Origin of the sequence: Polynucleobacter sp. QLW-P1DATA-2, assembly GCF_001870365.1 — a bacterium.
Taxonomy (GTDB): Bacteria; Pseudomonadota; Gammaproteobacteria; order Burkholderiales; family Burkholderiaceae; genus Polynucleobacter.
This window is the reverse complement of record NZ_LZMQ01000003.1, coordinates 44900-68991: the sequence shown is the minus strand read 5'-3', so window position 1 is coordinate 68991 and position 24092 is coordinate 44900. Positions and strand designations below refer to the sequence as shown.

The following is a 24092-nucleotide window of genomic DNA, read 5'->3' as shown; positions in this document are numbered from 1 at the left end:
TTATAGCCTCCTAGCCTTCCTTTTGGCTGCGGCAGCCTGGAATTTGGCGTCCTGGTTCTGGTTTGCCTTTTTACGTCTGACGGCTTTAGGGTCGATCAACAGCGGAGAATAGAGCTCTAAACGATCTCCGGCATAGATCGGGCCATCCCAATCCTTGCGTTTACCAAAGACACCAAAGCACCCCTTTCTAGCCAAAGCAGGATCTGTCGGGCTATTTGCTATTCCTGCCTTAGCAAGGGCCAAACCTACTGTCGGGGACTCATTGTGATCAACCAACAACTGAAATGGGGTCGGTATTGGGTCACCCTCCCTAGCATCGCAAATCCAGATATCAAGAATTTGCTTATCCATATAGCGCTTCTGCACGTTTGACAAAGCAGTCCACAAAGGTCCCGGCAATATGGCCAAAGACGGGGCCAATAATCTTATCGAGAATGATGCTTTTAAACTCCCAATGCAACTTGAACTCCACCTTACAAGCGTCTTCACGCAAGGGAATGAAGTTCCATTGGCCCGAAAAATGCTTAAATGGGCCATCTACAAAAACCATATCAATGGTCTCAGGGCGATGGTTGATATTTCGGGTATGAAAAAACTGATTAACACCCTTAAAGCTGATGTTGATTTTGGCATCTAGAACCGTCTCAGTCTGCTCAAAAATTTCCACACCACCACACCAAGGTAAAAACTCGGGATAACGCGCTACATCAGTGACTAGGCCATACATGCGGTCGGCTGATTGGCCAATTAAAACGGTCTTATAGACGTCTGCCATAATCGATCTTGGAAGCTAAATAAATATGAGTATCGTCGATAACAAAAAAGCCTTCTTTGATTATTTTATCGAGGAGCGCTTTGAGGCAGGGCTAGTGCTGGAAGGCTGGGAAGTGAAGGCTATCCGCGCTGGTCGCGTGCACGTCAAAGAAGCGTATGTCGTCATTCGCAAGGCGGAGCTTTTCCTGATTGGTTGCCATATCACCCCCTTGTTATCAGCCTCTACCCATATCGTCCCCGATAGCACTCGCACCAGAAAACTCCTTCTCAATGCCATCGAAATTCGCAAACTGATTGGCAAGGTAGAGCAAAAGGGCTACACGCTTGTGCCACTCAATTTGCATTTTTCCAAAGGCAATGTGAAATGTGAGATTGGTCTTGCTAGGGGTAAAAAACAGCATGACAAGCGCGCAGCCACTAAAGAGCGTGAATGGGAAGTCCAAAAGGGGCGCATTGCCAGAGGCGATTTAAACGCTTAATCTGCTAAAAACTCAGGTAGACTGCCCTGAGCTAAAGCATCTGAGGATTTATGCACTATTATGGTGCATAATAGCACCAAGCTGCTTCACATAATTCATTCAAGCTTTTATAAAGGCATTAGTTTTGTAACTATGAAATTGCCTTTTGATGAAATGCTTGACGCCGCAGGCAAAGCGCGTCCCCACTACCAAATTTTTCACAATTGGTTAAAGCAACAGAGCGATACCCTGATGGGTTTGAAGCGCGCTGAAGCTGACCTCATCTTCAGACGAGTGGGTATTACCTTTGCCGTCTATGGTGATGACTTAGGCTCAGAGCGAACTATTCCGTTTGATCAGGTCCCTCGGATCTTCACGGCAAAAGAATGGGAGCAACTGGAAGCAGGTTTGCGTCAACGCGTTAAAGCACTAAATCGCTTTATTTATGACGTGTATCACGATGAAGAAATTATTAAGGCTGGCATTGTTCCTGCTGAACAAATCTATAACAATGCGCAATATCGTCCAGAGATGCGTAACGTTAGCGTGCCACGAGACATCTATGCGCAAATCGCAGGTATCGATATTGTGCGTGCGGGCGAAGGCGAATTTTATGTTTTAGAGGATAACTTACGCGTTCCTTCCGGCGTGTCTTACATGGTAGAAGACCGCAAGATGATGATGCGTCTGTTCCCAGACCTCTTTCAAAAATATCGCATTGCTCCCGTTGAGCACTACCCAGATCTCTTGTTGGAATGTTTAAAGTCCGTTAAGCCAGATGATGTCAAGAAGCCAAATGTAGTGGTATTGACGCCCGGTATGTATAACTCCGCTTATTTTGAGCATAGCTATCTTGCACAACAAATGGGTGTTGAGTTAGTGGAAGGAAAAGACTTATTTGTGAAAAATGAACAGGTCTTCATGCGGACAACTCAAGGACCTGAGCGAGTAGATGTGATCTATCGCCGCGTCGATGATGATTTCTTGGATCCACTTGCATTTCGTTCAGACTCAACACTAGGCGTGGCAGGCTTATTGTCAGCTCATCGCGCTGGCAATGTAACCTTAGCCAATGCAATCGGCACTGGCATTGCTGACGACAAGTCTATTTACCCTTATGTTCCAGAGATGATTGAGTTTTATTTGGGTGAGAAACCAATTCTGAATAATGTACCAACCTTCCAATGTCGTAAGCCTGATGATTTGGCCTATACCTTAGCCAATCTAGAAAAGTTAGTTGTGAAGTTGACGCATGGCGCTGGTGGTTATGGAATGTTAGTGGGCCCCGCATCTACCAAAGCCGAGATTGAAGAATTTAGAACCTATTTAGTAGCTAACCCCGATAAATATATTGCCCAACCCACCTTGGCGCTATCAACTTGCCCTACATTTGTAGAGTCAGGTGTTGCTCCTCGACACATTGATTTGCGCCCCTTTGTCCTCTCTGGAAAAACTATCAAGATGGTGCCTGGCGGCTTAACCAGGGTTGCCCTTAAAGAAGGTTCCTTGGTGGTGAATTCCTCCCAGGGTGGTGGCACTAAAGATACTTGGGTATTGGAAGAGTAAGAGGAACAAGAAAATAACATGTTAAGTCGTACAGCTGATTGTCTTTACTGGATGGCCCGTTACACCGAGCGCGCAGAAAATACTGCCCGTATGCTGGATGTAAATCATCAGACCTCATTGCTCCCACAGCCTGCTGAGTTTTTAGAGCAAAGCTGGAAGAAGCTACTCACGATTTCCAAATTAGAAGATGCTTTCTTAAGCAAATATGATGTTGTGAATCGTGAGAATGTTCTTGATTTCATGATTTATGAAACCAGTAATCCATCTAGTATTGTTTCCTGCCTCTATGCCGCCCGTGAAAATGCACGTGTAATTCGTGGCAAGATAACTTCTGAGGTATGGGAAACGCAAAACACTACCTGGCTTGAATTGCAGCGCATTCTCGAGGCAAGACATCAGGCGGATCCAAGCAGACTATTAGAATGGGTAAAGCATCGCTGCCACCTCTTTAGGGGTGTGATGCATGGCACCATGCTCAAGAATGAGGCCTTCTACTTTATTAACGTAGGGACGCTGTTAGAGCGCGCCGATAATACAGCTCGCATTTTGGAAACCAAGTATGGGGATCAAGCAGCACTCAAGGTTCTGCGCTCCGATAATTCCTCTGAAGATGGAACTCACGGTGAATTCTTTGATTTTTATCACTGGGCAGCCCTACTCCGCTCAGTCTCAGCATTTGAAATTTATCGCCAGATCTATTCCGATCAAGTTAGCCCAAAACAAGTAGCTCAATTACTCATTTTCAATAAGCAAATGCCACGCTCATTAGTGTGCTGCGTTAATGAACTCATTCCCTTGATTTCTGAAGTGAAAAACCAGCAGTCCAAAGAAATTGAACGCCTGCTCGGAAAACTCAAAGCAAGTTTGGATTATTCCGATATTGACGAGGTGTTTTCACAAGGACTGGAAGAATTTATTGAGGCATTCTTGGAGCGCATCAACCATATTGCAGATGAATTCAGTAGTGCCTACTTGATCCCGTTAGCGGTCGCCTAAGACCTCATAAAGACTATATGCACTTAAAGATACGTCACCGTACTGAATACCGGTATGAAACGCCAGTACGTTACTCCATTCAGGAGTTACGTCTTACGCCACCCTCAGTCGCTGGACAGCGAGTGGATAAATGGAAAATTAGCACACCCATTAAAGCATCCAACTCAATTGATACGTTTGGTAATGCCTGTAGCGTCTTCGTACAAGAAAGCCCATACACATCCATGATGATTGAGGCTGAGGGTGAGATTCATACTCAAGATGCCTTCGAGTTCATTGATGATGCCAAGTCAGTTTCACCGTATTACCTTTTGCAGCAAACTAATCTGACTGAGCCTACTGAAGAAATGCTGGAATATTTCTCATACGCTCTTCCCAATAAAAACTCGGTTGATCAAATACTTAAACTCGCAGAGGCTATTCAGGGTCTGATTCAATACTCTCCAGGCGAGACCAACTTTGCTACAACTGCTGCCCAATGTTTTGCCATGAAATTAGGCGTTTGCCAAGATCATGCGCACATCATGCTGGGACTCTGTCGGGCCTCTAGCATCCCCGCCCGTTATGTCAGCGGCTATTTCTTTGCAGAAGAGTCTCCAAATCTTGCCAGCCATGCTTGGATCGACTTTTGTAGCGATATAGATAAAGGAATCTGGACGAGCGTTGATATCACCCATGCCTGCTTGACCGATTCACGTCACATTCGTTTAGCCATTGGAAGAGATTATTATTCCGCCGCCCCAGTTAAAGGGGTCCAGTCTGGAGGTGGTGGCGAAGAGCTTAGCGCCACAATCTCCATCCAACGCTTACCCTGAACCTGAATTCAGCGATAATTCTAAAAAATTATTTAAAGAGGTAGGGTATGACGTATTGCGTAGGGCTGTGCCTAAAGGATGGTCTTGTTTTTCTATCGGATACCCGTACTAATGCAGGCGTAGACCAAATCGGCACCTTCCGAAAAATGACTTTGTTCCAAAAGAACGGAGATCGTTTCTTTACTTTGATGAGTGCTGGTAATCTCGCCATTACCCAAGCCGTCAAAGAAATTCTTCTGCAAGGCCAGCTTCTCAATGGTAGCAATCTATGGACGGTTGCTAATGCTCACGATGCCGCAGTTGTTGTTGGGGATGCAATCAAACAAGTCTATGAACGTGACCATGAAGCCCTTGAAAAGGCCGGAATTGATTTCAACTGTAATCTGATTTTTGGCGGACAGATCAAAGGTGAGAGACCTCGTCTCTTCAATATCTACTCTGCCGGTAATTTTATTGAGGCGACTCCAGAGACCTGCTATTTCCAAATTGGTGAATCTAAGTATGGAAAACCGATCTTAGATCGCGTTCTGAACTTTGCTACTCCACTCAATCTGGCCACTAAGTGCGCATTGATCTCTATGGACTCTACACTAAACAGCAATATCTCCGTAGGCTTGCCGCTCGATTTATTGGTTTATGAGAAGAATTCTCTCAAGGCGGATAAGCTAGTAACGCTAGATGAATCCAATCCATACTTTCAAATGATTCATCAACTGTGGGGTGAAAAATTACGCTCAGCCTTTAATTCGATTGCTGAACCTAGTTGGAGTGGCGCGCACAAATCCAGCGCAATCTCTGCGCCAGCCAAGAAGATGGGGCCAGTAGCCATTCATCACCAACCTCCAAGGTCAAGAGTCGCCAAGCCATCTGCTAAAACTGCCTCTAAAGTCAAATCAACTGGAAGCACGAAAGCAAGACCTAGCGCTAGTAAAAAGACTGCAAAGAAGGTTTAGTCTTACGCCTTATAAATCTCACTGATCTCAATTAAATTGAGATCAGGATCTCGTACATATACAGAGTTTATTTTTGCAGTAGCGCCAGTTCGAATCACTGGCCCCTCAATAATGGGCCAATCCGCCCCCTCTAGCCTGCTGATGACTTCAGTTAAGGGGCAATCTGCAATAAAGCAGAGATCCAATGCTCCTGGAGTGGGGATATTTGCTTTGGGCTCAAATTCTTTATCCTGAATATGCAAATTGATTTTCTGATTACCAAACTTGAATGCCTTGCGCTCAACTGGCGGTGTCCCACCTATAAAAGAATCCAAGGACATGCCTAAGACTCGGGTATAGAAGTCAACACAAGCAGCTTCATTTGCAGTTGTCAGCACCAAATGGTCTAAGCGATGAATCATTTACCCCTCCCCAATATGCTTATTAACGCAAATCAGAAATAAAATCGGGCGCTGGATGCAAATCGCAAGTGCGACCTGCTTTGGCAACCTGACCTGGCACTGCATGTCCAACAATAGCCGGCAACTCGCGCGCTAAAACCAGCAGCCTTGAAATATCGATGCCCGTGTCATAACCCATTGCATCAAGCATATGAATGGCATCTTCACTAGAAATATTCCCGCTTGCTCCTGGCGCATATGGGCAGCCCCCTAATCCTCCAAGTGAACCATCAAATCGAATGATCCCAGCTTGAACTGCGGCCAGCACATTAGCCAACCCCATACCTCTTGTATTGTGAAAATGCATTGTTAGCTGAAGCTTAGGAAATAAGCGTTGCAGGGACTCAGACATTTTGGTCACTTGAGCAGGATTTGCCATGCCAGTGGTATCGCAAATGGTTAAGCCACGCACACCCAAATCCGAAAATCGCTTAACAAACCCTTCAACCACCTCTTGAGGTACCTCACCCTCCATAGGGCAGCCAAAAGCAGTGGATAAAGAAACATTGATAGGTGTTCTGCCGTCAACATATTGAATGACCTCAGCCAATCCAGCGAAACTTTTTTCTCGCGTCATGCGAAGGTTGGCCAGGTTATGCGTTTCAGAAGTAGACATCACTAAATTAAACTCATCGGCGCGTGACTCTAGGGCGCGTTCAGCACCTCTTAAATTCGGAACCAAAACGGTGTATTCAACTCCTGGCAGTCGCTTGATCTTACCCATTACCTCTTCTGCATCCCTCAGCATCGGAATCGCTTTAGGAGATGTGAATGATGTCACTTCAATCTTGGCAAAACCACATAGGCTCAGTTCGTTGATAAGACGAATCTTATCTTCGGTGGGAATAAAATTCGGCTCGATCTGAAAGCCATCTCTAGTCACTACATCATTGAAGTAAATTCTGGTCATTATTGGATCTTTGTTAACTGATTTGTTTATTTAGTAAAAGCAATGCCGCGCTCTTTGAGGGAGGCAACCTGCGCATCATTTAACCCAATGCTACGTAATATCTCATCGGTATTCTGACCAATATCGGGAGCCAATGTCTTGATGGAGCCAGGTGTTCGGGATAGTTTTGGAAATACACCAGGAACATCTACCTTACTACCGTCCGCCATTTGAATAGTTTCGATATTTCCTCGGGCTTTGTAATGAGGATCTTTGGCGATATCGGCCACGGTATATATTCTGCCAGCAGGAACAGCCGCAGAATCTAATGCCTCTAAGGCCTCATCCGTGCTTAGACGATTGGCCCACTGACCGATTGCTTGATCAAGCTCAACTACACGCTTGACTCTTCCATCATTATTTTCTAACTCTGGATCAGCACCCAAATCATCTCTACCAATTAATTTCATCAGGCGTTTGAAGATGCTATCGCCATTACCAGCTACTAATACATAGCCACCATCTGCGCAAAGATAGGCATTTGTTGGCGCAATCCCTGGCAAGGCACTTCCAGCTGCCTGCCTTATCTCTCCAAATGCACTGTACTCTGGCAGCAGACTTTCCATGCAGTTAAAGACTGCCTCATACAAAGCAACATCAATGACTTGACCCTTGCCGCTCTGATGACGCTCTTGTAATGCCAGCAAAATTCCAATGACGCCATGCAAAGACGCAAGGGTATCTCCAATGCTGATGCCTACGCGCACTGGAACTCTCCCTGGCTCAGCTGTAAGGTGACGCAAACCTCCCATCGCTTCAGCAACCACACCAAAACCTGGCTTATCTCGATACGGACCAGTTTGTCCATACCCGCTAATTCTTAAAACAATTAAACGTGGATTGATTTTTAATAGATCATTAGGATCAAGTCCCCAACCCTCTAAAGTACCTGGGCGAAAATTTTCAATTAGGATGTCGGCTTCACTAGCCAGAGTTCTCACAATTTCTTGAGCTTCGACTTGTCGCAGGTCCAAAGAAAGAGATCGCTTATTACGAGATTGGACTTGCCACCAAATGGAAGTGCCGTCTTTTAGCAAACGCCATTTACGAAGAGCGTCACCAACTTTAGGGGGCTCAATCTTGACAACATCCGCTCCAAAATCAGCCAATGTTTTGGCAGCAAATGGACCAGCAATTAACTGCCCCATTTCAATGACTTTTAACCCAGACAATGGCTCCATAAAGATTCCTTCAAACACTTACGAAATATTGTTAATTTACGCTTTTTTGCAATCATCTCACATAGCGCCGACAAAAAAATAGGGCACATATTAATGCGCCCTATTTGGGATTTCAAACCTCTAGTGATTACTTCTTGCCTAGCATCTCCCAAGTAGCAACTACGCTATCTGGATTGAGTGAGATAGAGGTAATGCCCTTCTCCACCAACCAACGGGACAAAATCAGGATGATCTGAAGGGCCTTGACCACAAATACCGACGTATTTATTTTGCTTACGGCAAGCCTCGATTGAACGCGCAATCATGAACTCCACCGCTGGGTCGCGTTCATCGAAATCAATCGCTAACAACTCCATACCAGAATCGCGATCTAGACCCAAAGTAAGCTGGGTCATATCATTTGAACCGATTGAGAAACCGTCAAAGTACTCTAGGAATTGATCGGCAAGAATTGCATTTGATGGAATCTCGCACATCATGATGAGACGCAAACCATTAACGCCCCGCTTGAGACCTAATTTCTCCATCATATTAATAACGCGTTCAGCTTGTTTAATGGTGCGAACAAATGGAACCATGATCTCCACATTGTCCAAGCCCATATCTTCACGTACACGCTTCATTGCTGCGCACTCAAGAGCAAAGGCCTCACCAAAGTCTTCAGATACATAGCGTGATGCGCCACGGAAACCAAGCATTGGATTTTCTTCATCAGGCTCGTAACGTGAACCACCAATTAACTTCTTGTACTCATTGGACTTAAAGTCAGAGAGGCGAACAATGACTGGTTTTGGATAGAAAGCTGCCGCGATAGTTGCAACACCTTCAACCAGCTTATCTTCATAGAATTGACGTGGGCTTGCATAACCACGAGCAACACTCTCTACTGCGCGCTTAAGATCGGGATCAATATTTGGATACTCTAATACTGCGCGTGGGTGCACACCAATATAGTTATTGATAATGAACTCGAGGCGAGCTAAACCAACACCTGCATTTGGAATTTGACAGAAATCAAATGCCAGCTGAGGATTGCCAATATTCATGGTGATCTTCACTGGAATCTCTGGCAATACACCACGAGAAACTTCAGTTACCTCAGTTTCGATCAGGCCATCGTAGATATGACCTTCATCACCCTCTGCACACGACACAGTAACTACCATGCCATCTTGCAGATGCTCAGTGGCATCTCCGCAACCCACTACCGCAGGAACACCTAATTCACGGGCAATAATGGCTGCATGGCAAGTCCGCCCACCGCGATTGGTCACAATCGCAGAAGCACGCTTCATCACTGGCTCCCAGTTTGGATCAGTCATATCAGCAACTAATACATCCCCAGGTTGAACACGGTCCATTTCGCTCGGATCACGAATAATACGGACAGGACCAGCGCCAATTTTTTGACCAATTGCACGACCCTTAGCCAGCACCTTAGAGCTACCCTTGAGTTTGTAACGCATCTCAACTTGACCGGCTGCCTGACTCTTCACAGTCTCAGGGCGGGCTTGCAGAATGTAGATACGGCCATCTTGACCATCTTTACCCCACTCAATGTCCATTGGACGACCGTAGTGCTTTTCAATAATGACAGCATACTTGGCTAATTCTGAAATATCAGCATCCTCTAAAGAAAAACGATTGCGTTTTTCTGGCGTGACATCGACTGTTTGCACTTTTTCAGCAGAGCCCTTTGGTGCAAATTGCATCTGAATGAGTTTGGATCCCAGTGCACGACGAATGATTGCTTTTTTACCTTGAGCCAAAGTAGTCTTAAATACATAAAACTCGTCTGGATTCACTGCGCCCTGGACTACTGTTTCGCCAAGGCCATAGCTGGAGGTAATAAATACGACATCTTCAAAACCAGACTCGGTGTCCAAAGTAAACATCACACCAGCTGCACCAAGGTCTGAGCGCACCATACGCTGAATACCGGCAGATAAGGCTACTTCAGCATGAGCAAAGCCCTTGTGAACACGGTAGGAGATGGCGCGGTCGTTATATAAGGAGGCAAATACTTCGCGAATCTTCTTGAGAACATCCTCGATACCCTCCACATTCAAGAAAGTTTCTTGCTGGCCAGCAAAAGAGGCGTCTGGCAAGTCTTCCGCAGTAGCAGAAGAACGTACAGCAAAAGATCCGTTACCAGAATCATCAAGTGTTGCAAATGCCTTACGAATCTCTTCGTCAAGCTTAGGTTGAAAAGGAGCAGTTTCAATCCATTGACGAATCTCTGCGCCTGCCTGAGCTAAAGCACGTACATCGTCAATATTGAGACCTTCTAAACGCTGCTGAATGCGCTCAGTCAGATTGTTATGTTTTAGAAAGTCACGGAAGGCGAGTGCAGTTGTTGCAAAACCAGTAGGTACACGAACACCGGTTGAGGCTAACTGAGAAATCATCTCACCTAAGGAAGCATTCTTACCACCGACTGACTCAACGTCAGTCATTCGGAGTTGCTCAAAAGGCAAAACATAGGCATCTGCCACACTACTATTTTGGTGCTGTTGGTTGGACATAAAATACTCTCAAAAGATAAGGAAACTGGTCTAGCGGCCACCTAAAATGGGGCATACTTTAATATCATTCTATTGTAGTGCTGACCCCCACTTTTAGGCCAAATTGATGTCTAACGAATCCCGCATTGTTTTCATCGTCTCTGACGGCACCGGCATCACTGCCGAGAACTTTAGCCAGTCAATTTTGGCCCAATTTGAGGCCACTTTTAAGCACATCCGCGTTCCTTTTGTAGATAGCGTAGACAAGGCTCATGATGCGGTCAGCAGCATCAATCAGGCAGCCAGCAAATATGGTGTTCAGCCCATTGTTTTCACTACTTTGGTCAATTCAGAGCTGAATGCCATTGTGGCCAAAGCCAATGGTTTAATTTTGGATATGTTTCAGACTTTCGTGGCCCCCTTAGAGGCTGCCCTGGGCATGAAATCCACCCATGCCATGAACCGCCTTCACCACAATGCAGATACCGAGGCCTACAAAAACCGAATTGAGGCCATTAACTACTCGCTAGCCCACGATGATGGGCAGTCGAATCAAAACTTAGCTGAGGCAGATGTCATCTTGGTGGGCATATCTCGGGTTGGTAAAACGCCGACTAGCCTTTACTTGGCAATGCAATATGGCTTGAAGGCAGCTAACTATCCACTCATTCCCGAAGATTTTGAGCGAGGACAGCTTCCTAAAGACCTAGTCCCTTATCGCCAAAAAATCTTTGGTTTGATGATTGATGCTGAGCGCTTGTCTGAAATTCGTAATGAGCGCCGCCCAGGCAGTAATTATGCAAAGCTTGAAAACTGTCGCTATGAAATTAATGAGGCAACGGCGATGATGAAAAAGCAATCTATCCCTTGGGTTCTCACTACCAGCAAATCCATTGAAGAAATTGCGACAACCGTTTTGCAAGCAATTAAATCCGACAAAACAATCCTTGGTTAGGAAGACTAACCTCAGGAGAGTGAAATTGATGGCTGAGCCAATAAAAATCCACCCGTAGGTGGCTTTTTATTATGCGAAATACATGAAGCAAAAATCTTACCAAGCCTAAGGACATGCATTGACAGCTGGCTTATTGGCAAATCGATCTTTAATCCATGGTAGAAAAGCTTGTTGTGCCTCCACTGGGCTAGTGAAGTGTGTTGCTTCATCAAGCTCAATATGTTTTATGTTGCCGCCCATTTTGCACATCTGAGCCTCATAAATATCAACCATTGGCTTAGGCACAGCATCTTTTGTACCCCTAAACACCAGAACCGGCATTGTAGGTACGCTATTCGGAATACCGCCAGCAATCATTAAATCAATCCATGCCTTGGAATTAATAGGATCCTGCCTTACCAAAGATTTGTAGTTATCCCCATAAGAGTAAGTTAGAGAATCACTTAATACGTGGAAACATTTATTGTTAGACAGTTGATCAAACACTGCTGCACCTTCAGGTGTAAACCAATCTGTGAGTTGCAATTTATTGGGGTATGCCGCCTGCAAGCCATACATCATTCCTGCCAAATGTCCCCATAAAAAAATATTTCCGGATAAAGGCGCAGAAATCTTATTCATCGCTTGATCTGCATTTCCTTCAGCACTCATCAATGCGTACTGAGCAACACCTGAGAGATTTACTGGAGAAATCGCTACGACACCCACAAGCTCGATTCCATCAAAGGCGGTACCTTTTTGGGCAAGATATTCTCTGGATCCGCCAGCAGAAAGAACTGAGTAACCCCCTTCAGACCAACCATAAAGTAGCGCCTTTTTATTAGCACCCAACTCCTTAACTGCCCCCGCTGCACGGATAGCATTTATCGCATCGCGACCCTGGGTCTGCCCAACGGCATATTGATGCTTACCACCACCTCCAAGACCTTGATAATCAGTTGCCACTACAACATAACCCTCTTTGATTAATTCAGCCAAAGAGAGAACGCCATAATCTTCCCAAGAATTACCATTCTTCAAGTAATACTCATTCAAAGGAACTGCTGGATTGATTTGCTGCGAAGGTCCGCAATTTTGGGCGCTTCCCGTTGTGCCGTGCGACCATGAAACGATTGGGCGACCCTCCTTTGGAGCTTGACCTACTGGAGATATCAAGAGTCCAGTAGAAATGGTTTTTAGATCATTCACATCCGAGGAAATATAAGCAATTCGCCAAGCCTGAGCATTTGGTATTGGCGTATTAATCTTTTCCCTCTTTACTACCTGTCCGAGCTTACCATCAGGTTTGATCTTAGATGCTGCAGCATAAAAAGGCGGAATATCTGGAGTCGCTTGAGCACCGAATGGCGATAGTGAGACAAATGTAATGACTAAAAATAAACAACTTCCAAAATGTTTCATGAGAATCCTTTTTGATTTAACTGCGCCGCACGCGCACTGTTTCAAATAAACAAACTGCTGCTGCTGTAGAAACATTGAGAGATTCAACCCTTGGATCAATCGGGATCGAAACTCCTTTTGCTTGAGCTAAGAGATCTTCCGATACACCCTGCCCCTCGCTACCCATCACCCAAGCAACAGGGTGAAGCAGCTCTTTCTTTAAAGAAAATAGATCTGACTCTGCATCAGCAGTAGTAGCCAGAAGGGGTGCAGTAATAGCACTAAGTACTTGCTGATTTGACCAGCCCTCATATAGATTGAGTAGGCGGTGAGCACCCATACCAGCCCGCAATACTTTGCTTGACCATAGATGGGCACACCCAGACAAAGCCAATACCTGAGTAAAGCCTGCTGCGGCTGCTGTGCGCAATATCGAACCAATATTACCCGCATCCTGAATACGGTCTAGGATCACCACGTCACCAACCAATGTAGAAATTGATTGTGGTGGAGTAAGGCAAGATTGAGGAAGATCCAGTAAACCAGCCATATGGGGTGCATTCACTAGATCACTCAGCAAATCCCAGAGTGAACTATCTAATTGAAATACCTTTGTATCTGGACAGATCTCGATATGTGAATACACCGCCTCAGCGATTTCTGCATTCTTCAAACCGATCTCTGAAGTGAGCAAGGTCTTCAAACCTGGGTCACCTACCCAAGTTTGAATTAGATGAATACCCTCAAGCAATGCATGCCCACCAGCCAGCCTTGCTTTCTGCCCCTTTGAGCCAGTGGCCTGCAATAGACGAATCTCTTTAAATAGAGGATTCTCTTTGGAGGTGATGAGATCAAAGTGCATGGCTTAGTAGTTTTGGTTTTCTAGCACTTTTCGTACCGGCGAAAAACTTCTTCTATGTTGATCGCATACCCCATATCGTTTAAGGGCTGCAAAATGGGCTTCTGTTGGGTAACCCATATGTTGTGCAAAGCCATACTCAGGATAACGCTCATGCAAAAGCTGCATCTGGCGATCACGTGTGACTTTAGCAATGATTGATGCCGCTGAAATTGCAGGCTCTTTAGAGTCGCCCTTCACTATTGCTTCTGCGGCGATTGGTAGCTCTGGGCAGCGATTGCCGTCAATTAATGCTTTATCTGGCCAATTGCCTAAGCGAGTAGTGAGATCTTCAATTGCCCTGCGCATTGCCAGCATCGTGGCTTGCAAGATATTGACCTCATCAATCTCTGTTGGACTGGCTTCACCCACTCCCCAGGCTTTTGCCTTTTCCATAATTTGTTCATACAAAAACTCGCGCTTTGCAGGTGTGAGCTTCTTAGAATCCTTGAGGCCTTCTATGGGATTATTGGGATCGAGCACTACGGCACCAGCGACCACGGCACCAACCAACGGACCGCGCCCTGCTTCATCTACACCACAGATCCAAATGAGGCTCATACGCTAACTTTGTTCTTGCGTTGATTGGCAATCGTTTGAGCAACTGCTTGCGCAACCAATAAGCCAGTAGGACGACGCAATGTTTCATGCATTTGTGCGAATCGCTCTTTGAGTGTGACAACTTTAGTTGGATGTTCAAGCCATTCTTGCAGGGCATTGGCTAGATTCTCAGGGGTTGCGTCATTTTGTAGAAGTTCAGGAACAACAAACTGACCGCAGAGAATATTTGGCAAACCTACATACGGCAAGTAACCCTGACGCTTCATGATCTGCGCAGTCAACCAGGGCACCTTATAAGAAATCACCATAGGCTTTTTCCATAGAGCCGCCTGCAAAGTGGCTGTACCACTGGCGATCAACACTACATCGGATGCCTCCAGCACTTCATCCGCCATGCCATCAAGCAAATGAATCTGAATATCTGGATTCCTATTCTTTGTATTGAGTGCAAGCTGTTCAAGCGGCTCACGTAATCGTGGTGTTGCCACCGGAATTAAAAAATGAAGTTTCTGCCCTTTTAATCTTTCTGATAGCAGTTGCATCGTTTCAAAAAAGACTGGGGCTATGAGCTCAATCTCAGAACCACGGCTTCCAGGCAGGACAGCTATTACTATTCCATCTAGGGATTTCCCAGGGATGTTGAGGTGCTGACTTAATTTTTCTCTTGCTTGGTGGGTATTAGGCTCAAGTGGGATTTCACTAGCCAAAGGGTGGCCAACATAAGTTGAGGCTACACCAGCCTTGTCATAGATCTGGGTTTCAAAAGGGAAAATGCAAAGCATGCGCTCTACTGCTTGAGAGATTTTCTTAATGCGTCCTGCTCTCCACGCCCATATAGAAGGCGATACTAAATGCAAAGTTGGAATGCCTGCCTTACGTAGCTCAAGCTCAACCCCCAAATTAAAGTCAGGCGCATCAATTCCAAGATAGACATCAGGTCGACCTTCATGGAGAAGATTTTGAATCAGCTCTTTGCGAAGTTTCAAGATAGCAGGCAGCTGTTTAATAGCTTCCACGTAACCACGCACGCTCAATGTTTCCATAGGCCAGTCAGAGCGCATGCCTTGGGCTTGCATACGCGGACCACCAATGCCATAGACTTCTAAACCAGACATCTCTGGAATTTGATTTAGCGCACTCAGGACTGGCGCAGCAAGTAAGTCGCCAGAAGGTTCGCCAGCTACACAAGCTAACTTTGGCAAAGTAATCCTATCGTTAGCGAATAATGCCGCGTGTAGAGGCGGCAATAAAGTCATGGAACTGAGCAAGCCTTTCAGCAGTAGCCGAGTCTGCCGCATTTGCCACAACCATCTTCTGAATCTCTACTTTAGCTTCTTCAAAACTAAGGCCATCCTTATAAAGAACTTTGTATGCCTGTCGCAGAGCCGAAATCGTATCACTTGAAAATCCGCGGCGCTTTAACCCCTCAACGTTGATACCATGTGGAGAAGCCTTATCACCAGCAGCTATTACAAATGGTGGAATATCTTGCACCAAAGCAGAGGCGCCGCCAAGCATGGCGTGCTGACCAATGCGGACAAATTGATGAACTCCTGACATACCGCCCATAATCGCCCAGTCATCTACTTGAACGTGACCCGCTATTTGTGCATTGCTAGAAAAAATGGTGTGGTTCCCGACTTGGCAATCATGCGCTATGTGAACATAGGCCATGATCCAGTTGTCATTACCAATACGGGTAATACCTTCATCTTGAGATGTGCCCGTATGAATCGTTGTGAACTCACGAATAGTATTGCGATCACCAATAATTAATTGGGTAGGTTCACCACGATATTTCATATCCTGTGGAGCCCCGCCAATTGCAGCAAAGTGTGCAAAATTATTATCTTTGCCGATAGTTGTATGACCTTCAATCACGGTATGGGAACCCACCTTAGTTCCTGCCCCAATTTTGACATGGGGCCCAATGACAGAATAAGGACCTACCTCAACGTCACTAGCGAGCTCAGCTTGACTGTCTACAACAGCGGATGCATGAATCCGAGTCATTAAGCGCCTTTCGAACGTACCGCACAAGTAATATTTGCCTCAGCAGCAAGCTCACCATCAACAGTTGCATGGACTGCAAACTTATAGATTCCTGCACGTTCACGCTCCAGCTTAGCAGTCATGATAAGTTGATCGCCCGGCAATACAGGCTTTTTAAAGCGCGCACCATCAATGCCTGCAAAATAATAGACAGCATCTTCAGCACGCTCTTCAGAGAAGGTCAGTAATGCTGCGGTTTGAGCTAGGGCTTCAATAATCAAAACACCAGGCATTACCGGAAAATCTGGAAAGTGCCCCTGAAAGAACGGTTCGTTCATGGTGACATTCTTGAGGGCAGTTATTGTTTCACGAGGAGTGATTTCCAAGACACGATCTACCAGCAAAAATGGGTAGCGATGGGGTAATAACTGCAATATCTTATTGATATCAATCGCGATAGGTTTGCTCATATTCATCGTCTTAAAGGTAAATAATAAATTGTGTTGTTGGGAGATCTATCACTCGGTGTTTTTGTTTTTATCCAATAAACGCAAGCGTTGACGTATTTTATCTAGACCACGAAGGATTGCCGCATTCTTTTCCCAGGCAGAATGAAGCATAGACGGATAGACTCCCGTGAAATGCTGCCCTGGCTCCGTAATGGAACGAATAATCGAAGTATTTCCCGAAACTGTAGTTCTATCAGCGATGGTTAAATGGCCGGCAAAGTTAGCTGCGCCGCCAATAATGCAGAAATTACCGATTTTTTGTGCTCCCTGAAATTGCCGCACAACCAGCAATCACACAGCACTTGCCCACAATAACATTATGCGCAATTTGTACTTGATTATCAATTTTGCTCCCTGCGCCAATGATCGTATCACTCATCGCGCCCCGGTCAATTGTGGTTGATGCGCCAATCTCGACATCATCCCCAATCACCACATTACCTGTTTGCGGAATCTTGACCCACTCTCCACCTGCAGCAGAAAAGTCTGGTGCGAATCCAAAACCATCAGCTCCAATGACTGCACCACTATGAATAATGCAACGCTCACCAACCTGAGTACCATGATAAATAGATACCGATGGATAGATGAGTGCATCACTAGCAATACTGCAGTTTTCGGAAATCGTCGTATTACCTAAAATACAAACACGTTCACCTAGTTTTACACCGGCAGCGATTTGCACAAAGGGACCAATGTGACATGAAGCCGGGATAACTACTGATGGATCTATTGCGGCACCAGGATTAACACCGGGCGCATATTTTGGCGCCACTTGTTTAGCGAAGTGCTGCGCCATCCTAGCAAAGGTAGCGTAAGGATTTTTAGAGACAAAGTAAACCCGCTTTGCAGAATTAGTACTTGGGTTTGCTTGCAGATAATCTAAATCTGCCTTATTGACAATCAAGGCGCCGGCGCCACTATCGCTAGCCTGCTGGCGATACAGCGGATTTGAAAGAAAGGATATTTGATTCTCCTGGGCTCGCTCTAATGGCGCAAGACCAACGAAGATGCCGGAGGCCTCCCCCACCAAGCTTGCTTGAAACTGTTCGGCCAGCTCAATGGCGGTAGGCATGTTTACTTTTGACTGTTTAAAGCCTTGATGACATCATCGGTAATGTCAGCTTTAGGATTTACAAAAGCCGCTTCTTGAACGATGACATCCAATTTTCTTTGCTCAGCAATTTGGCGCAGAACCAAATTCGCTTTTTCAGCAATCTTAGCGCGCTCTTCGAAGGTACGTTGATTGAGATCTTCCGTAAACTCACGCTGCTTGCGTTGGAGTTCACGATCTTGATCTGCTAACTCGCGTTGACGACGTGAGCGCTCAGCTTCATTCATCACCGCAGTATCTCGATCCAGCTTTTCTGCTGCTGATTTGATTTTTTGAGCGCTATCACGCAAATCATTTTGGCGCTTAGTAAACTCATTTTGCAAGCGAGTTTGCATTGCTTTGGCTAAGTTAGACTCATTAAATACCTTCTCTGAGTTCACTACTGCAACGCGCGTTCCTGCGTCCTGGGCAAAAACTTGTGGAGCTGCAAGGGCCGCAATAACAGCCACCAAACCAAATTGAATTAATTTTGAAAATTGCAAAAACTTCATAACACTTTCCTTAAACAATTAAAACGCTGTACCCACCTGGAACTGCAAGCGCTGGATATTGTCCGTTGGTTGCGACTTAATCGGTATACCGTAGCTAAACTTTAAAGGCCCTAGTGGTGATATCCATGATATACCCAATCCATAGGAGTATCGGAGGACAAGGTTGAGGTTTGTGCCAAAAGCATTACCGCCGTCAACGAAGGTAAATACGCGTAATGTCTTATCTACACCTGAGCCTGGAACTGGGACGGTATATTCCACGTTACTAACAATCTTAGATTGCCCGCCCGTAGGTTGGTAAGCCCCAATAGTTGTGTTGTAGTACTGAGGGCCCAATGATCCTGGAGCGTAACCACGAACCGATCCTATGCCGCCCACGTAGTAGTTTTTGGTAATTGGGAAAGGGTTGCTGCCGTAGGCCTCACCATAGCCAACCTCACCATTGAAGGAGAGAATATTGCCCTTGGAGAAGGAGTGGTATTTCTGATACTGGCCGTAAAGTCGATAGAAGGTCATATTTCCAACTGGGGTACCCGCCTCAGCCGATAACTGCTGCAAGGATCCATCAGAGGGTATCAAGGCACTATCCCTTCCATCGCGAGACCAGCCAACGGTAAGCGGGACGTTATAAGTAGTTAAAGTCGCCGGGTATCCCGGAGCAGCAACACCGTAACTCTGGGCGTAGTTCAAGTACGGTATTGGAGTATTAGCAGTAGTTTGAATTTGGAAAGCTTCGACACCCGTTCCAAAGAATACGCGATCTACTTCCGTATAAGGAACTCCAAACTTGATGTTGGAGCCAACAGATTTAATGGTGTAATCGGGGTCACCAACGTAATACAAGGGCTTAGACTGACGATAGTACAAATCAGTGTATCGGCTAATTCCGTCCTCAGTAAAATAGGGATCGTAATTTGACAAGGTTAAATTCTGATTAATCTTGCCCAAAGATGCATTCAGGCCAACTGCAGTTCCAGTACCAAAGGCATTGTCTTGATTAATACCAGCCGACAAAATCAACTTTTCTGTTGAAGAGAAACCCGCACCAATAGTCACGGCACCGGTTGGTTTTTCAGTTACCTTCACGTTGACGTCAACCTGATCGGGCGAGCCTGGTACATCGTCTGTAGTGATGTCAGTTTCAGTGAAATAGCCCAGTCTGCCCAAACGTTTTTTGGATAAATCGATCTTGTCGCTATCGAACCAAGAGCTTTCGAACTGACGCATCTCGCGACGAATCACCATATCGCGCGTTTTTGCATTACCGGAGATGTCCACCTTGCGAACATAAATGCGACGACCAGGATCAATTACCAGCGTCAGATCTACTTCGGAGAGCTCGCGACGAATGTCTGGCTGAGGATTAATCGTTGCAAAGGCGTAACCATATGAGCCCAATACTTCTGCAATAGCCTTGGTGCTCTCAGTCAATTTGGCGGATGAAAAAGTGTCACCAGGTTTCAAAACGATGAGCTGCTTAAACTCAGCTTCTTTACCCAGGGTCTCGCCTGCCAGGCGGACATCTTTCACAGTAAATTTATTACCCTCGCGAATACTGACAGTTAAATAAATTCCTTTTTTATCGGGCGTAATCGAGACTTGAGTAGACTCGATTACAAACTCTAAATATCCACGATTTAAGTAGTAAGAGCGAATAGTCTCTAAGTCAGCAGTGAGCTTTTGTTTTGAATAAAGGTTGTCTTTGCTATACCACGATAACCAGCCGCCAGTTTTGAGCTGCATTTCACTTTTTAGGGTGCCTTCACTAAACGCTTCATTTCCAATGAAATTAATCTCTTGGATCTTAGCAACCGGGCCTTCGTCGATATTGAAATAAATAGCCACTTGATTACGCTCAACAGGGGTAACGGTTGCCACCACTTCTGCCGCAAACATGCCCTTACCGACATATTGGCGCTTTAGCTCTTGTTCTGCCTTATCAATTAAAGCTTTATCGTAAAAACGAGCCTCTGCTACACCAACAGCCTTAAGAGATTTACGAACGATCTCAGGATCAAATTCCTTCATCCCCGTAAATTCGATGCGGGATATTGTTGGGCGCTCCTCAACAATCACAATCAAAACATCACCCTGAGCTTGAATTTGCACATCCCTAAAAAATCCAGTGCTGTAGAGCGCTTTAATCGCTTCTGCGCCTTTTTCTTCCGTAAACGTATCACCTACTTGAACTGATAAATAACTAAATACTGTGCCTGGCTCTACGCGCTGTAAACCTTCAACCCGAATATCTTTGACAACAAATGAATCAGCAGCATGTGCATTCACACCGAAGCTGATGGCAATAATGACTAGCAGCTGAGCTGAAAGGCGAATAAAAGCAGAAGGGAATGAGTTCAGAAAATTCAAGGCGAAAAATAGCGTTGTAAATCGTTAAACAAGGCCAGCATAGACATAGAAATCAGTAACAGGAAGCCCACTTTTTGGAACTGCTCCTGCATCGATATCGGAATCCGCTTACCAGCCACCAGCTCCCATGCATCATACAGGAGCTGACCCCCGTCAAGCATAGGAAAAGGGAGTAGGTTCAGAAGGCCAATGCTGATGCTAATCAATGCTAAAAATGCCAAAAAAGGCTGCCAACCAACCTGAGCTGACTTGCCAGCCATATCAGCAATACTCAAGGGGCCTCCGAGTTGTTTGATGGAGGTTTGACCAGTAAGCATACCCAGCATGAGCCTGACGGAAACCTTGCTGATCAGCCACACCCTCTGGGATGCAAAACGGATGGCATTGAGGGGGTCTAATTTGAGCTCCTGCCAATCAGCCAATGGGGTCATCTTAGGCAGCAATCCCAATTGCCCCATGGGGTCGCCATCAGGGCTAATCCGCGGCAAATCAAGGGCTTTAAAGATCTTAATGACTTGGTTACCAGCGGGATCCTGCAATTGCAAGGCAAAACCATGCTCACCACTGAGAGCATCCATTAAATTCCACCGCAGGGCATTCCAACTGGGGATGGGTTCAAATTCACCAAAAGCGGGCACGGCACCCTCAGAATTCAGGCTTTGCCATCCAAGCACCCTATCTCCCTCAATCACCCCCAATTTCGCAGCAACAGAACTCTCTTGTGGATTTTGCAAGACTGCTGGCAACTGAGGAACTCCGGAAATATAAATTACCGAAAATAGAGCTATTGCCAAAAAGAAGTTAGCTAATGGACCGGCGGCCACAACCAAAGAACGCTGCCAAAGTGGCTTTTGATCAAAGGACTCAGACTGCTCATTACTCGCAATCAACTGACTACGGTCACGACCATCTAATAGCTTCACATAACCACCCAAAGGAATGGAGGCAAGCACCCACTCCGTTTTATTCTTCGCTCGATAAATCAATAGCGGCTTCCCAAAACCGATCGCAAAGCGAAGTACTCGCACCCCACAAGCGCGAGCTGCAACAAAATGTCCAAACTCATGAAAGCTAACCAACACACCGAGGGTTACCAAAAATGCAGCGAGTGTCATGAGCGCTTGCAAAGAAATTCCTATTTATCTAAATTACTTATATAGCGCTGCAATGAAATCCTGCGCAACTTTTCTTGCCTGCGTATCGACAGACAGAATAGTCTCTAAAGAATCTGCGCTAGATACGGGAATGGTATTCAATACTCTTTCAACCAAGGATGCTATTTGCAAATAAGGAAGTCCGCTATCCAAAAAAGCTGCTACCACCACTTCATTGGCAGCGTTGAGTACTGCTGGAGCTGTACCACCTGCTTTAGCTGCAGCAAATGCCAAAGAGAGGCATGGGAAGCGAGCTAACTCTGGCTCTGAAAAATTAAGGCTTGCAAGTTGCGCTAAGTTTAAAGGCGCAACCCCTGCCTCTATTCTTTCTGGCCAAGCCAAACCGTAAGCAATTGGAGTGCGCATATCAGGCTGACCCATTTGCGCTAGAACTGAGCCATCACGATAGCGCACCATCGAATGCACAACACTTTGAGGATGAATCAATACTTTAATTTTTTCAAGTGGCAAACCAAATAACCAAAAAGCCTCGATTACCTCAAGACCCTTGTTCATCATCGTTGCAGAATCAACAGAAATTTTTCTACCCATTATCCAGTTAGGATGGGCGCAGGCTTGCTCAGGCGTAATGCTCGCCAATTGATCTAAAGGAGTATTTCTGAAGGGACCACCAGATGCGGTTAGCCATAACTCTTCAACGCCTAAATGCGCATGTGGCGCCTTTGTAAAATCATTGGGCAGACATTGAAAGATAGCATTGTGCTCGCTATCGATTGGCAGGAGTTCGCCCCCACCACTCTTCATAGCCTGCATAAACAAATTGCCAGACATTACTAGCGCCTCTTTGTTTGCGAGTAATACTCTTTTGCCCGCATTGGCGGCGGCAAGTGCAGGCACTAACCCTGCTGCTCCAACAATAGCAGCCATCACAGTATCGCAATCCGAATTCGTAACCGCGGTAACAAGCGCATCTGGACCATACAACACTTGTGTTTGGATATTTTTTTTCGCGTAACAAGCTCTCCAAACGTGCTGCATCGCTTGCCTCGGACACCACTGCAATTACTGGCCGAAACTCAACACATTGTTCCGCTAAACGGTCTACCTGCTTGCCAGCAGTCAGCGCGACCACATTAAATCTCTCGGGATTTTTCCGAATCACGTCTAAGGTGCTCACACCAATCGAACCGGTAGACCCTAAGATGGCAACCTGCTTATTTGCTTGCTTTGTCATTAAACGAGTCCAGCAAGCAAAGCAGCAATCGGCATAGCCGGAATTAAGGCATCTACACGATCGAGTACTCCACCATGCCCCGGCAATAAATGGCTACTGTCTTTGACCCCCGCTAAACGCTTCAATTGAGATTCAAAGAGATCTCCAAAAATACTGAATGCGGTGAGCACCGTCACCATCAGCAGCATTGGAACCCAGCCAAAGCGGATAGCCCATGCCCCGAATAAAGTGGCTTCAAACGGCAAGCAAAATACACACACAAGGGCGTACACATAACAAAGAACTAGGCCGCCAATCGCACCCTCAACGGATTTACCAGGACTAATTTGTACTGCCAACTTACGCTTTCCAAAGGCCTTTCCAACAAAATAAGCACCAATATCTGCAACCCATACCAAAGCCATTGTTGATAGAAGAAACACTAAACCTAGTTCACGCAGAAATATCAAAGCAAACCAAGTTGCTGGCAACAAAATTAATCCAAGTACTACATAAAAAGGGCGTAACTTAGGCAAAGAAAGATTCATACCTCTTGCCAAAAGAAATGGTGCGATAAAAAACCAAAAAATAACTGCTAGCAATAACAGGGAGAATTGCCAAGCGGTGTTCTGCATACCCAGCAAAAGCAGAATGATTACCAAACAAAATAATGCATACAACCAAGCAGCGCGAGATGCTTCAGGAAACAATAAACGACTCCACTCCCAAGCAGCAGCTAATAAAGCCACCAAAAAGAATGCGCCCACATAAACAGGTGGCAATAAAAATAAAATTGGCAAAAGAACTGCCAATAGAACAAGGGCAGTAATTACTCGGGTTTTGAGCATGTCAAAGTGAATT

General features: G+C 45.6%; 21 protein-coding genes and 3 pseudogenes. 6 read left to right on the top strand and 18 right to left on the bottom strand.

Annotated features, from left to right (window positions below; all coding sequences use genetic code 11):
• Together A9236_RS02890 and A9236_RS02885 are read right to left on the bottom strand one after the other, a co-directional pair.
• The gene (locus tag A9236_RS02890) at positions 1-351 is read right to left on the bottom strand and encodes an RnfH family protein (protein WP_071465372.1); all 351 of its coding nucleotides are present in this window, start codon (positions 349-351) and stop codon (positions 1-3) included.
• The gene (locus A9236_RS02885) at positions 344-775 is read right to left on the bottom strand and encodes a type II toxin-antitoxin system RatA family toxin (RefSeq protein WP_071465371.1); all 432 of its coding nucleotides are present in this window, start codon (positions 773-775) and stop codon (positions 344-346) included. Before A9236_RS02885 ends, A9236_RS02890 begins: the two co-directional genes overlap by 8 nt.
• Positions 776-800: 25 nt before the next feature.
• Between A9236_RS02885 and smpB the strand changes: the two genes are divergently transcribed.
• The 5 genes from smpB (at position 801) to A9236_RS02860 (ending at position 5562) form a co-directional block, all read left to right on the top strand.
• Positions 801-1253 carry an SsrA-binding protein SmpB gene (gene smpB, locus A9236_RS02880; protein ID WP_071465370.1) on the top strand — a complete coding sequence of 151 codons (453 nt, stop codon included), beginning with the start codon at positions 801-803 and terminating at the stop codon, positions 1251-1253.
• Positions 1254-1385: 132 nt separating this feature from the next.
• On the top strand, positions 1386-2798 hold the full coding sequence (locus tag A9236_RS02875; RefSeq protein WP_071465906.1) for a circularly permuted type 2 ATP-grasp protein: 1413 nt from the start codon (positions 1386-1388) through the stop codon (positions 2796-2798).
• A gap of 18 nt (positions 2799-2816) precedes the next feature.
• Positions 2817-3794, top strand: coding sequence for an alpha-E domain-containing protein (locus tag A9236_RS02870; protein WP_071467774.1), 978 nt, complete (start codon positions 2817-2819; stop codon positions 3792-3794).
• A gap of 17 nt (positions 3795-3811) precedes the next feature.
• A complete protein-coding gene (locus tag A9236_RS02865) occupies positions 3812-4609 on the top strand; it encodes a transglutaminase family protein (RefSeq protein ID WP_071467773.1) in 798 nt (265 codons plus the stop codon).
• A gap of 47 nt (positions 4610-4656) precedes the next feature.
• Positions 4657-5562 carry a proteasome-type protease gene (locus A9236_RS02860; RefSeq protein ID WP_071467772.1) on the top strand — a complete coding sequence of 302 codons (906 nt, stop codon included), beginning with the start codon at positions 4657-4659 and terminating at the stop codon, positions 5560-5562.
• 2 nt (positions 5563-5564) lie between these two features.
• On the opposite strand, the gene A9236_RS02855 is transcribed toward A9236_RS02860, so the two are convergent.
• From A9236_RS02855 to ppsA, 4 genes and pseudogenes are all read right to left on the bottom strand, one after another.
• Entirely contained in the window at positions 5565-5963 is a 399-nt protein-coding gene (locus A9236_RS02855) for a VOC family protein (RefSeq protein ID WP_071467771.1), read from the bottom strand.
• 22 nt (positions 5964-5985) lie between these two features.
• Entirely contained in the window at positions 5986-6912 is a 927-nt protein-coding gene (locus A9236_RS02850) for a hydroxymethylglutaryl-CoA lyase (protein ID WP_071467770.1), read from the bottom strand.
• A gap of 26 nt (positions 6913-6938) precedes the next feature.
• Positions 6939-8132 carry a CaiB/BaiF CoA-transferase family protein gene (locus tag A9236_RS02845; protein WP_071467769.1) on the bottom strand — a complete coding sequence of 398 codons (1194 nt, stop codon included), beginning with the start codon at positions 8130-8132 and terminating at the stop codon, positions 6939-6941.
• 127 nt (positions 8133-8259) lie between these two features.
• Positions 8260-10657, bottom strand: a pseudogene (gene ppsA, locus A9236_RS02840) (phosphoenolpyruvate synthase).
• Positions 10658-10763: 106 nt separating this feature from the next.
• Between ppsA and A9236_RS02835 the strand changes: the two are divergent.
• Complete coding sequence (locus A9236_RS02835; RefSeq protein WP_071467768.1) at positions 10764-11591, top strand: pyruvate, water dikinase regulatory protein; 828 nt, start codon at positions 10764-10766, stop codon at positions 11589-11591.
• A 105-nt stretch (positions 11592-11696) separates the two neighbouring features.
• Here the strand turns inward: A9236_RS02835 and A9236_RS02830 are convergent, their stop codons facing one another.
• From A9236_RS02830 to A9236_RS02775, 12 genes and pseudogenes are all read right to left on the bottom strand, one after another.
• A complete protein-coding gene (locus A9236_RS02830) occupies positions 11697-12992 on the bottom strand; it encodes an alpha/beta fold hydrolase (protein WP_071467767.1) in 1296 nt (431 codons plus the stop codon).
• A gap of 16 nt (positions 12993-13008) precedes the next feature.
• Entirely contained in the window at positions 13009-13833 is an 825-nt protein-coding gene (locus A9236_RS02825) for an RNA methyltransferase (RefSeq protein ID WP_071467766.1), read from the bottom strand.
• Between the two features lie 3 nt (positions 13834-13836).
• Positions 13837-14430 (bottom strand): ribonuclease HII, encoded by a 594-nt coding sequence (gene rnhB, locus A9236_RS02820; RefSeq protein WP_083398913.1) that lies wholly within the window; start codon positions 14428-14430, stop codon positions 13837-13839.
• Positions 14427-15638, bottom strand: a complete 1212-nt coding sequence (lpxB, locus tag A9236_RS02815) for a lipid-A-disaccharide synthase (RefSeq protein ID WP_071467855.1) — start codon at positions 15636-15638, stop codon at positions 14427-14429. Before lpxB ends, rnhB begins: the two co-directional genes overlap by 4 nt.
• 7 nt (positions 15639-15645) lie before the next feature.
• The gene (gene lpxA / locus A9236_RS02810) at positions 15646-16443 is read right to left on the bottom strand and encodes an acyl-ACP--UDP-N-acetylglucosamine O-acyltransferase (protein WP_071467765.1); all 798 of its coding nucleotides are present in this window, start codon (positions 16441-16443) and stop codon (positions 15646-15648) included.
• Positions 16443-16892, bottom strand: a complete 450-nt coding sequence (gene fabZ, locus A9236_RS02805) for a 3-hydroxyacyl-ACP dehydratase FabZ (protein WP_071465359.1) — start codon at positions 16890-16892, stop codon at positions 16443-16445. Before fabZ ends, lpxA begins: the two co-directional genes overlap by 1 nt.
• 48 nt (positions 16893-16940) lie before the next feature.
• Positions 16941-18006 (bottom strand): annotated as a pseudogene (gene lpxD, locus A9236_RS02800) (UDP-3-O-(3-hydroxymyristoyl)glucosamine N-acyltransferase).
• Positions 18007-18008: 2 nt separating this feature from the next.
• Positions 18009-18536 carry an OmpH family outer membrane protein gene (locus tag A9236_RS02795; RefSeq protein WP_071467764.1) on the bottom strand — a complete coding sequence of 176 codons (528 nt, stop codon included), beginning with the start codon at positions 18534-18536 and terminating at the stop codon, positions 18009-18011.
• A gap of 18 nt (positions 18537-18554) precedes the next feature.
• A complete protein-coding gene (bamA, locus tag A9236_RS02790; protein ID WP_083398912.1) occupies positions 18555-20903 on the bottom strand; it encodes an outer membrane protein assembly factor BamA in 2349 nt (782 codons plus the stop codon).
• The gene (locus A9236_RS02785) at positions 20900-22018 is read right to left on the bottom strand and encodes an RIP metalloprotease (RefSeq protein ID WP_236638672.1); all 1119 of its coding nucleotides are present in this window, start codon (positions 22016-22018) and stop codon (positions 20900-20902) included. The genes bamA and A9236_RS02785 overlap by 4 nt, the downstream gene beginning before the upstream one ends.
• Before the next feature lie 33 nt (positions 22019-22051).
• Positions 22052-23252 (bottom strand): annotated as a pseudogene (gene ispC, locus A9236_RS02780) (1-deoxy-D-xylulose-5-phosphate reductoisomerase).
• Positions 23252-24079 carry a phosphatidate cytidylyltransferase gene (locus tag A9236_RS02775; RefSeq protein WP_071467762.1) on the bottom strand — a complete coding sequence of 276 codons (828 nt, stop codon included), beginning with the start codon at positions 24077-24079 and terminating at the stop codon, positions 23252-23254. The pseudogene ispC and the gene A9236_RS02775 overlap by 1 nt, the downstream one beginning before the upstream one ends.
• Positions 24080-24092 lie beyond the last annotated feature (13 nt).

Coding starts and splice junctions, on each gene's coding strand:
- A9236_RS02890 (WP_071465372.1), bottom strand. CDS start 351: ATGGATAAGCAAATTCTTGATATCTGGATTTGCGATGCTAGGGAGGGT.
- A9236_RS02885 (WP_071465371.1), bottom strand. CDS start 775: ATGGCAGACGTCTATAAGACCGTTTTAATTGGCCAATCAGCCGACCGC.
- smpB (WP_071465370.1), top strand. CDS start 801: ATGAGTATCGTCGATAACAAAAAAGCCTTCTTTGATTATTTTATCGAG.
- A9236_RS02875 (WP_071465906.1), top strand. CDS start 1,386: ATGAAATTGCCTTTTGATGAAATGCTTGACGCCGCAGGCAAAGCGCGT.
- A9236_RS02870 (WP_071467774.1), top strand. CDS start 2,817: ATGTTAAGTCGTACAGCTGATTGTCTTTACTGGATGGCCCGTTACACC.
- A9236_RS02865 (WP_071467773.1), top strand. CDS start 3,812: ATGCACTTAAAGATACGTCACCGTACTGAATACCGGTATGAAACGCCA.
- A9236_RS02860 (WP_071467772.1), top strand. CDS start 4,657: ATGACGTATTGCGTAGGGCTGTGCCTAAAGGATGGTCTTGTTTTTCTA.
- A9236_RS02855 (WP_071467771.1), bottom strand. CDS start 5,963: ATGATTCATCGCTTAGACCATTTGGTGCTGACAACTGCAAATGAAGCT.
- A9236_RS02850 (WP_071467770.1), bottom strand. CDS start 6,912: ATGACCAGAATTTACTTCAATGATGTAGTGACTAGAGATGGCTTTCAG.
- A9236_RS02845 (WP_071467769.1), bottom strand. CDS start 8,132: ATGGAGCCATTGTCTGGGTTAAAAGTCATTGAAATGGGGCAGTTAATT.
- A9236_RS02835 (WP_071467768.1), top strand. CDS start 10,764: ATGTCTAACGAATCCCGCATTGTTTTCATCGTCTCTGACGGCACCGGC.
- A9236_RS02830 (WP_071467767.1), bottom strand. CDS start 12,992: ATGAAACATTTTGGAAGTTGTTTATTTTTAGTCATTACATTTGTCTCA.
- A9236_RS02825 (WP_071467766.1), bottom strand. CDS start 13,833: ATGCACTTTGATCTCATCACCTCCAAAGAGAATCCTCTATTTAAAGAG.
- rnhB (WP_083398913.1), bottom strand. CDS start 14,430: ATGAGCCTCATTTGGATCTGTGGTGTAGATGAAGCAGGGCGCGGTCCG.
- lpxA (WP_071467765.1), bottom strand. CDS start 16,443: ATGACTCGGATTCATGCATCCGCTGTTGTAGACAGTCAAGCTGAGCTC.
- fabZ (WP_071465359.1), bottom strand. CDS start 16,892: ATGAGCAAACCTATCGCGATTGATATCAATAAGATATTGCAGTTATTA.
- A9236_RS02795 (WP_071467764.1), bottom strand. CDS start 18,536: ATGAAGTTTTTGCAATTTTCAAAATTAATTCAATTTGGTTTGGTGGCT.
- A9236_RS02785 (WP_236638672.1), bottom strand. CDS start 22,018: ATGACACTCGCTGCATTTTTGGTAACCCTCGGTGTGTTGGTTAGCTTT.
- A9236_RS02775 (WP_071467762.1), bottom strand. CDS start 24,079: ATGCTCAAAACCCGAGTAATTACTGCCCTTGTTCTATTGGCAGTTCTT.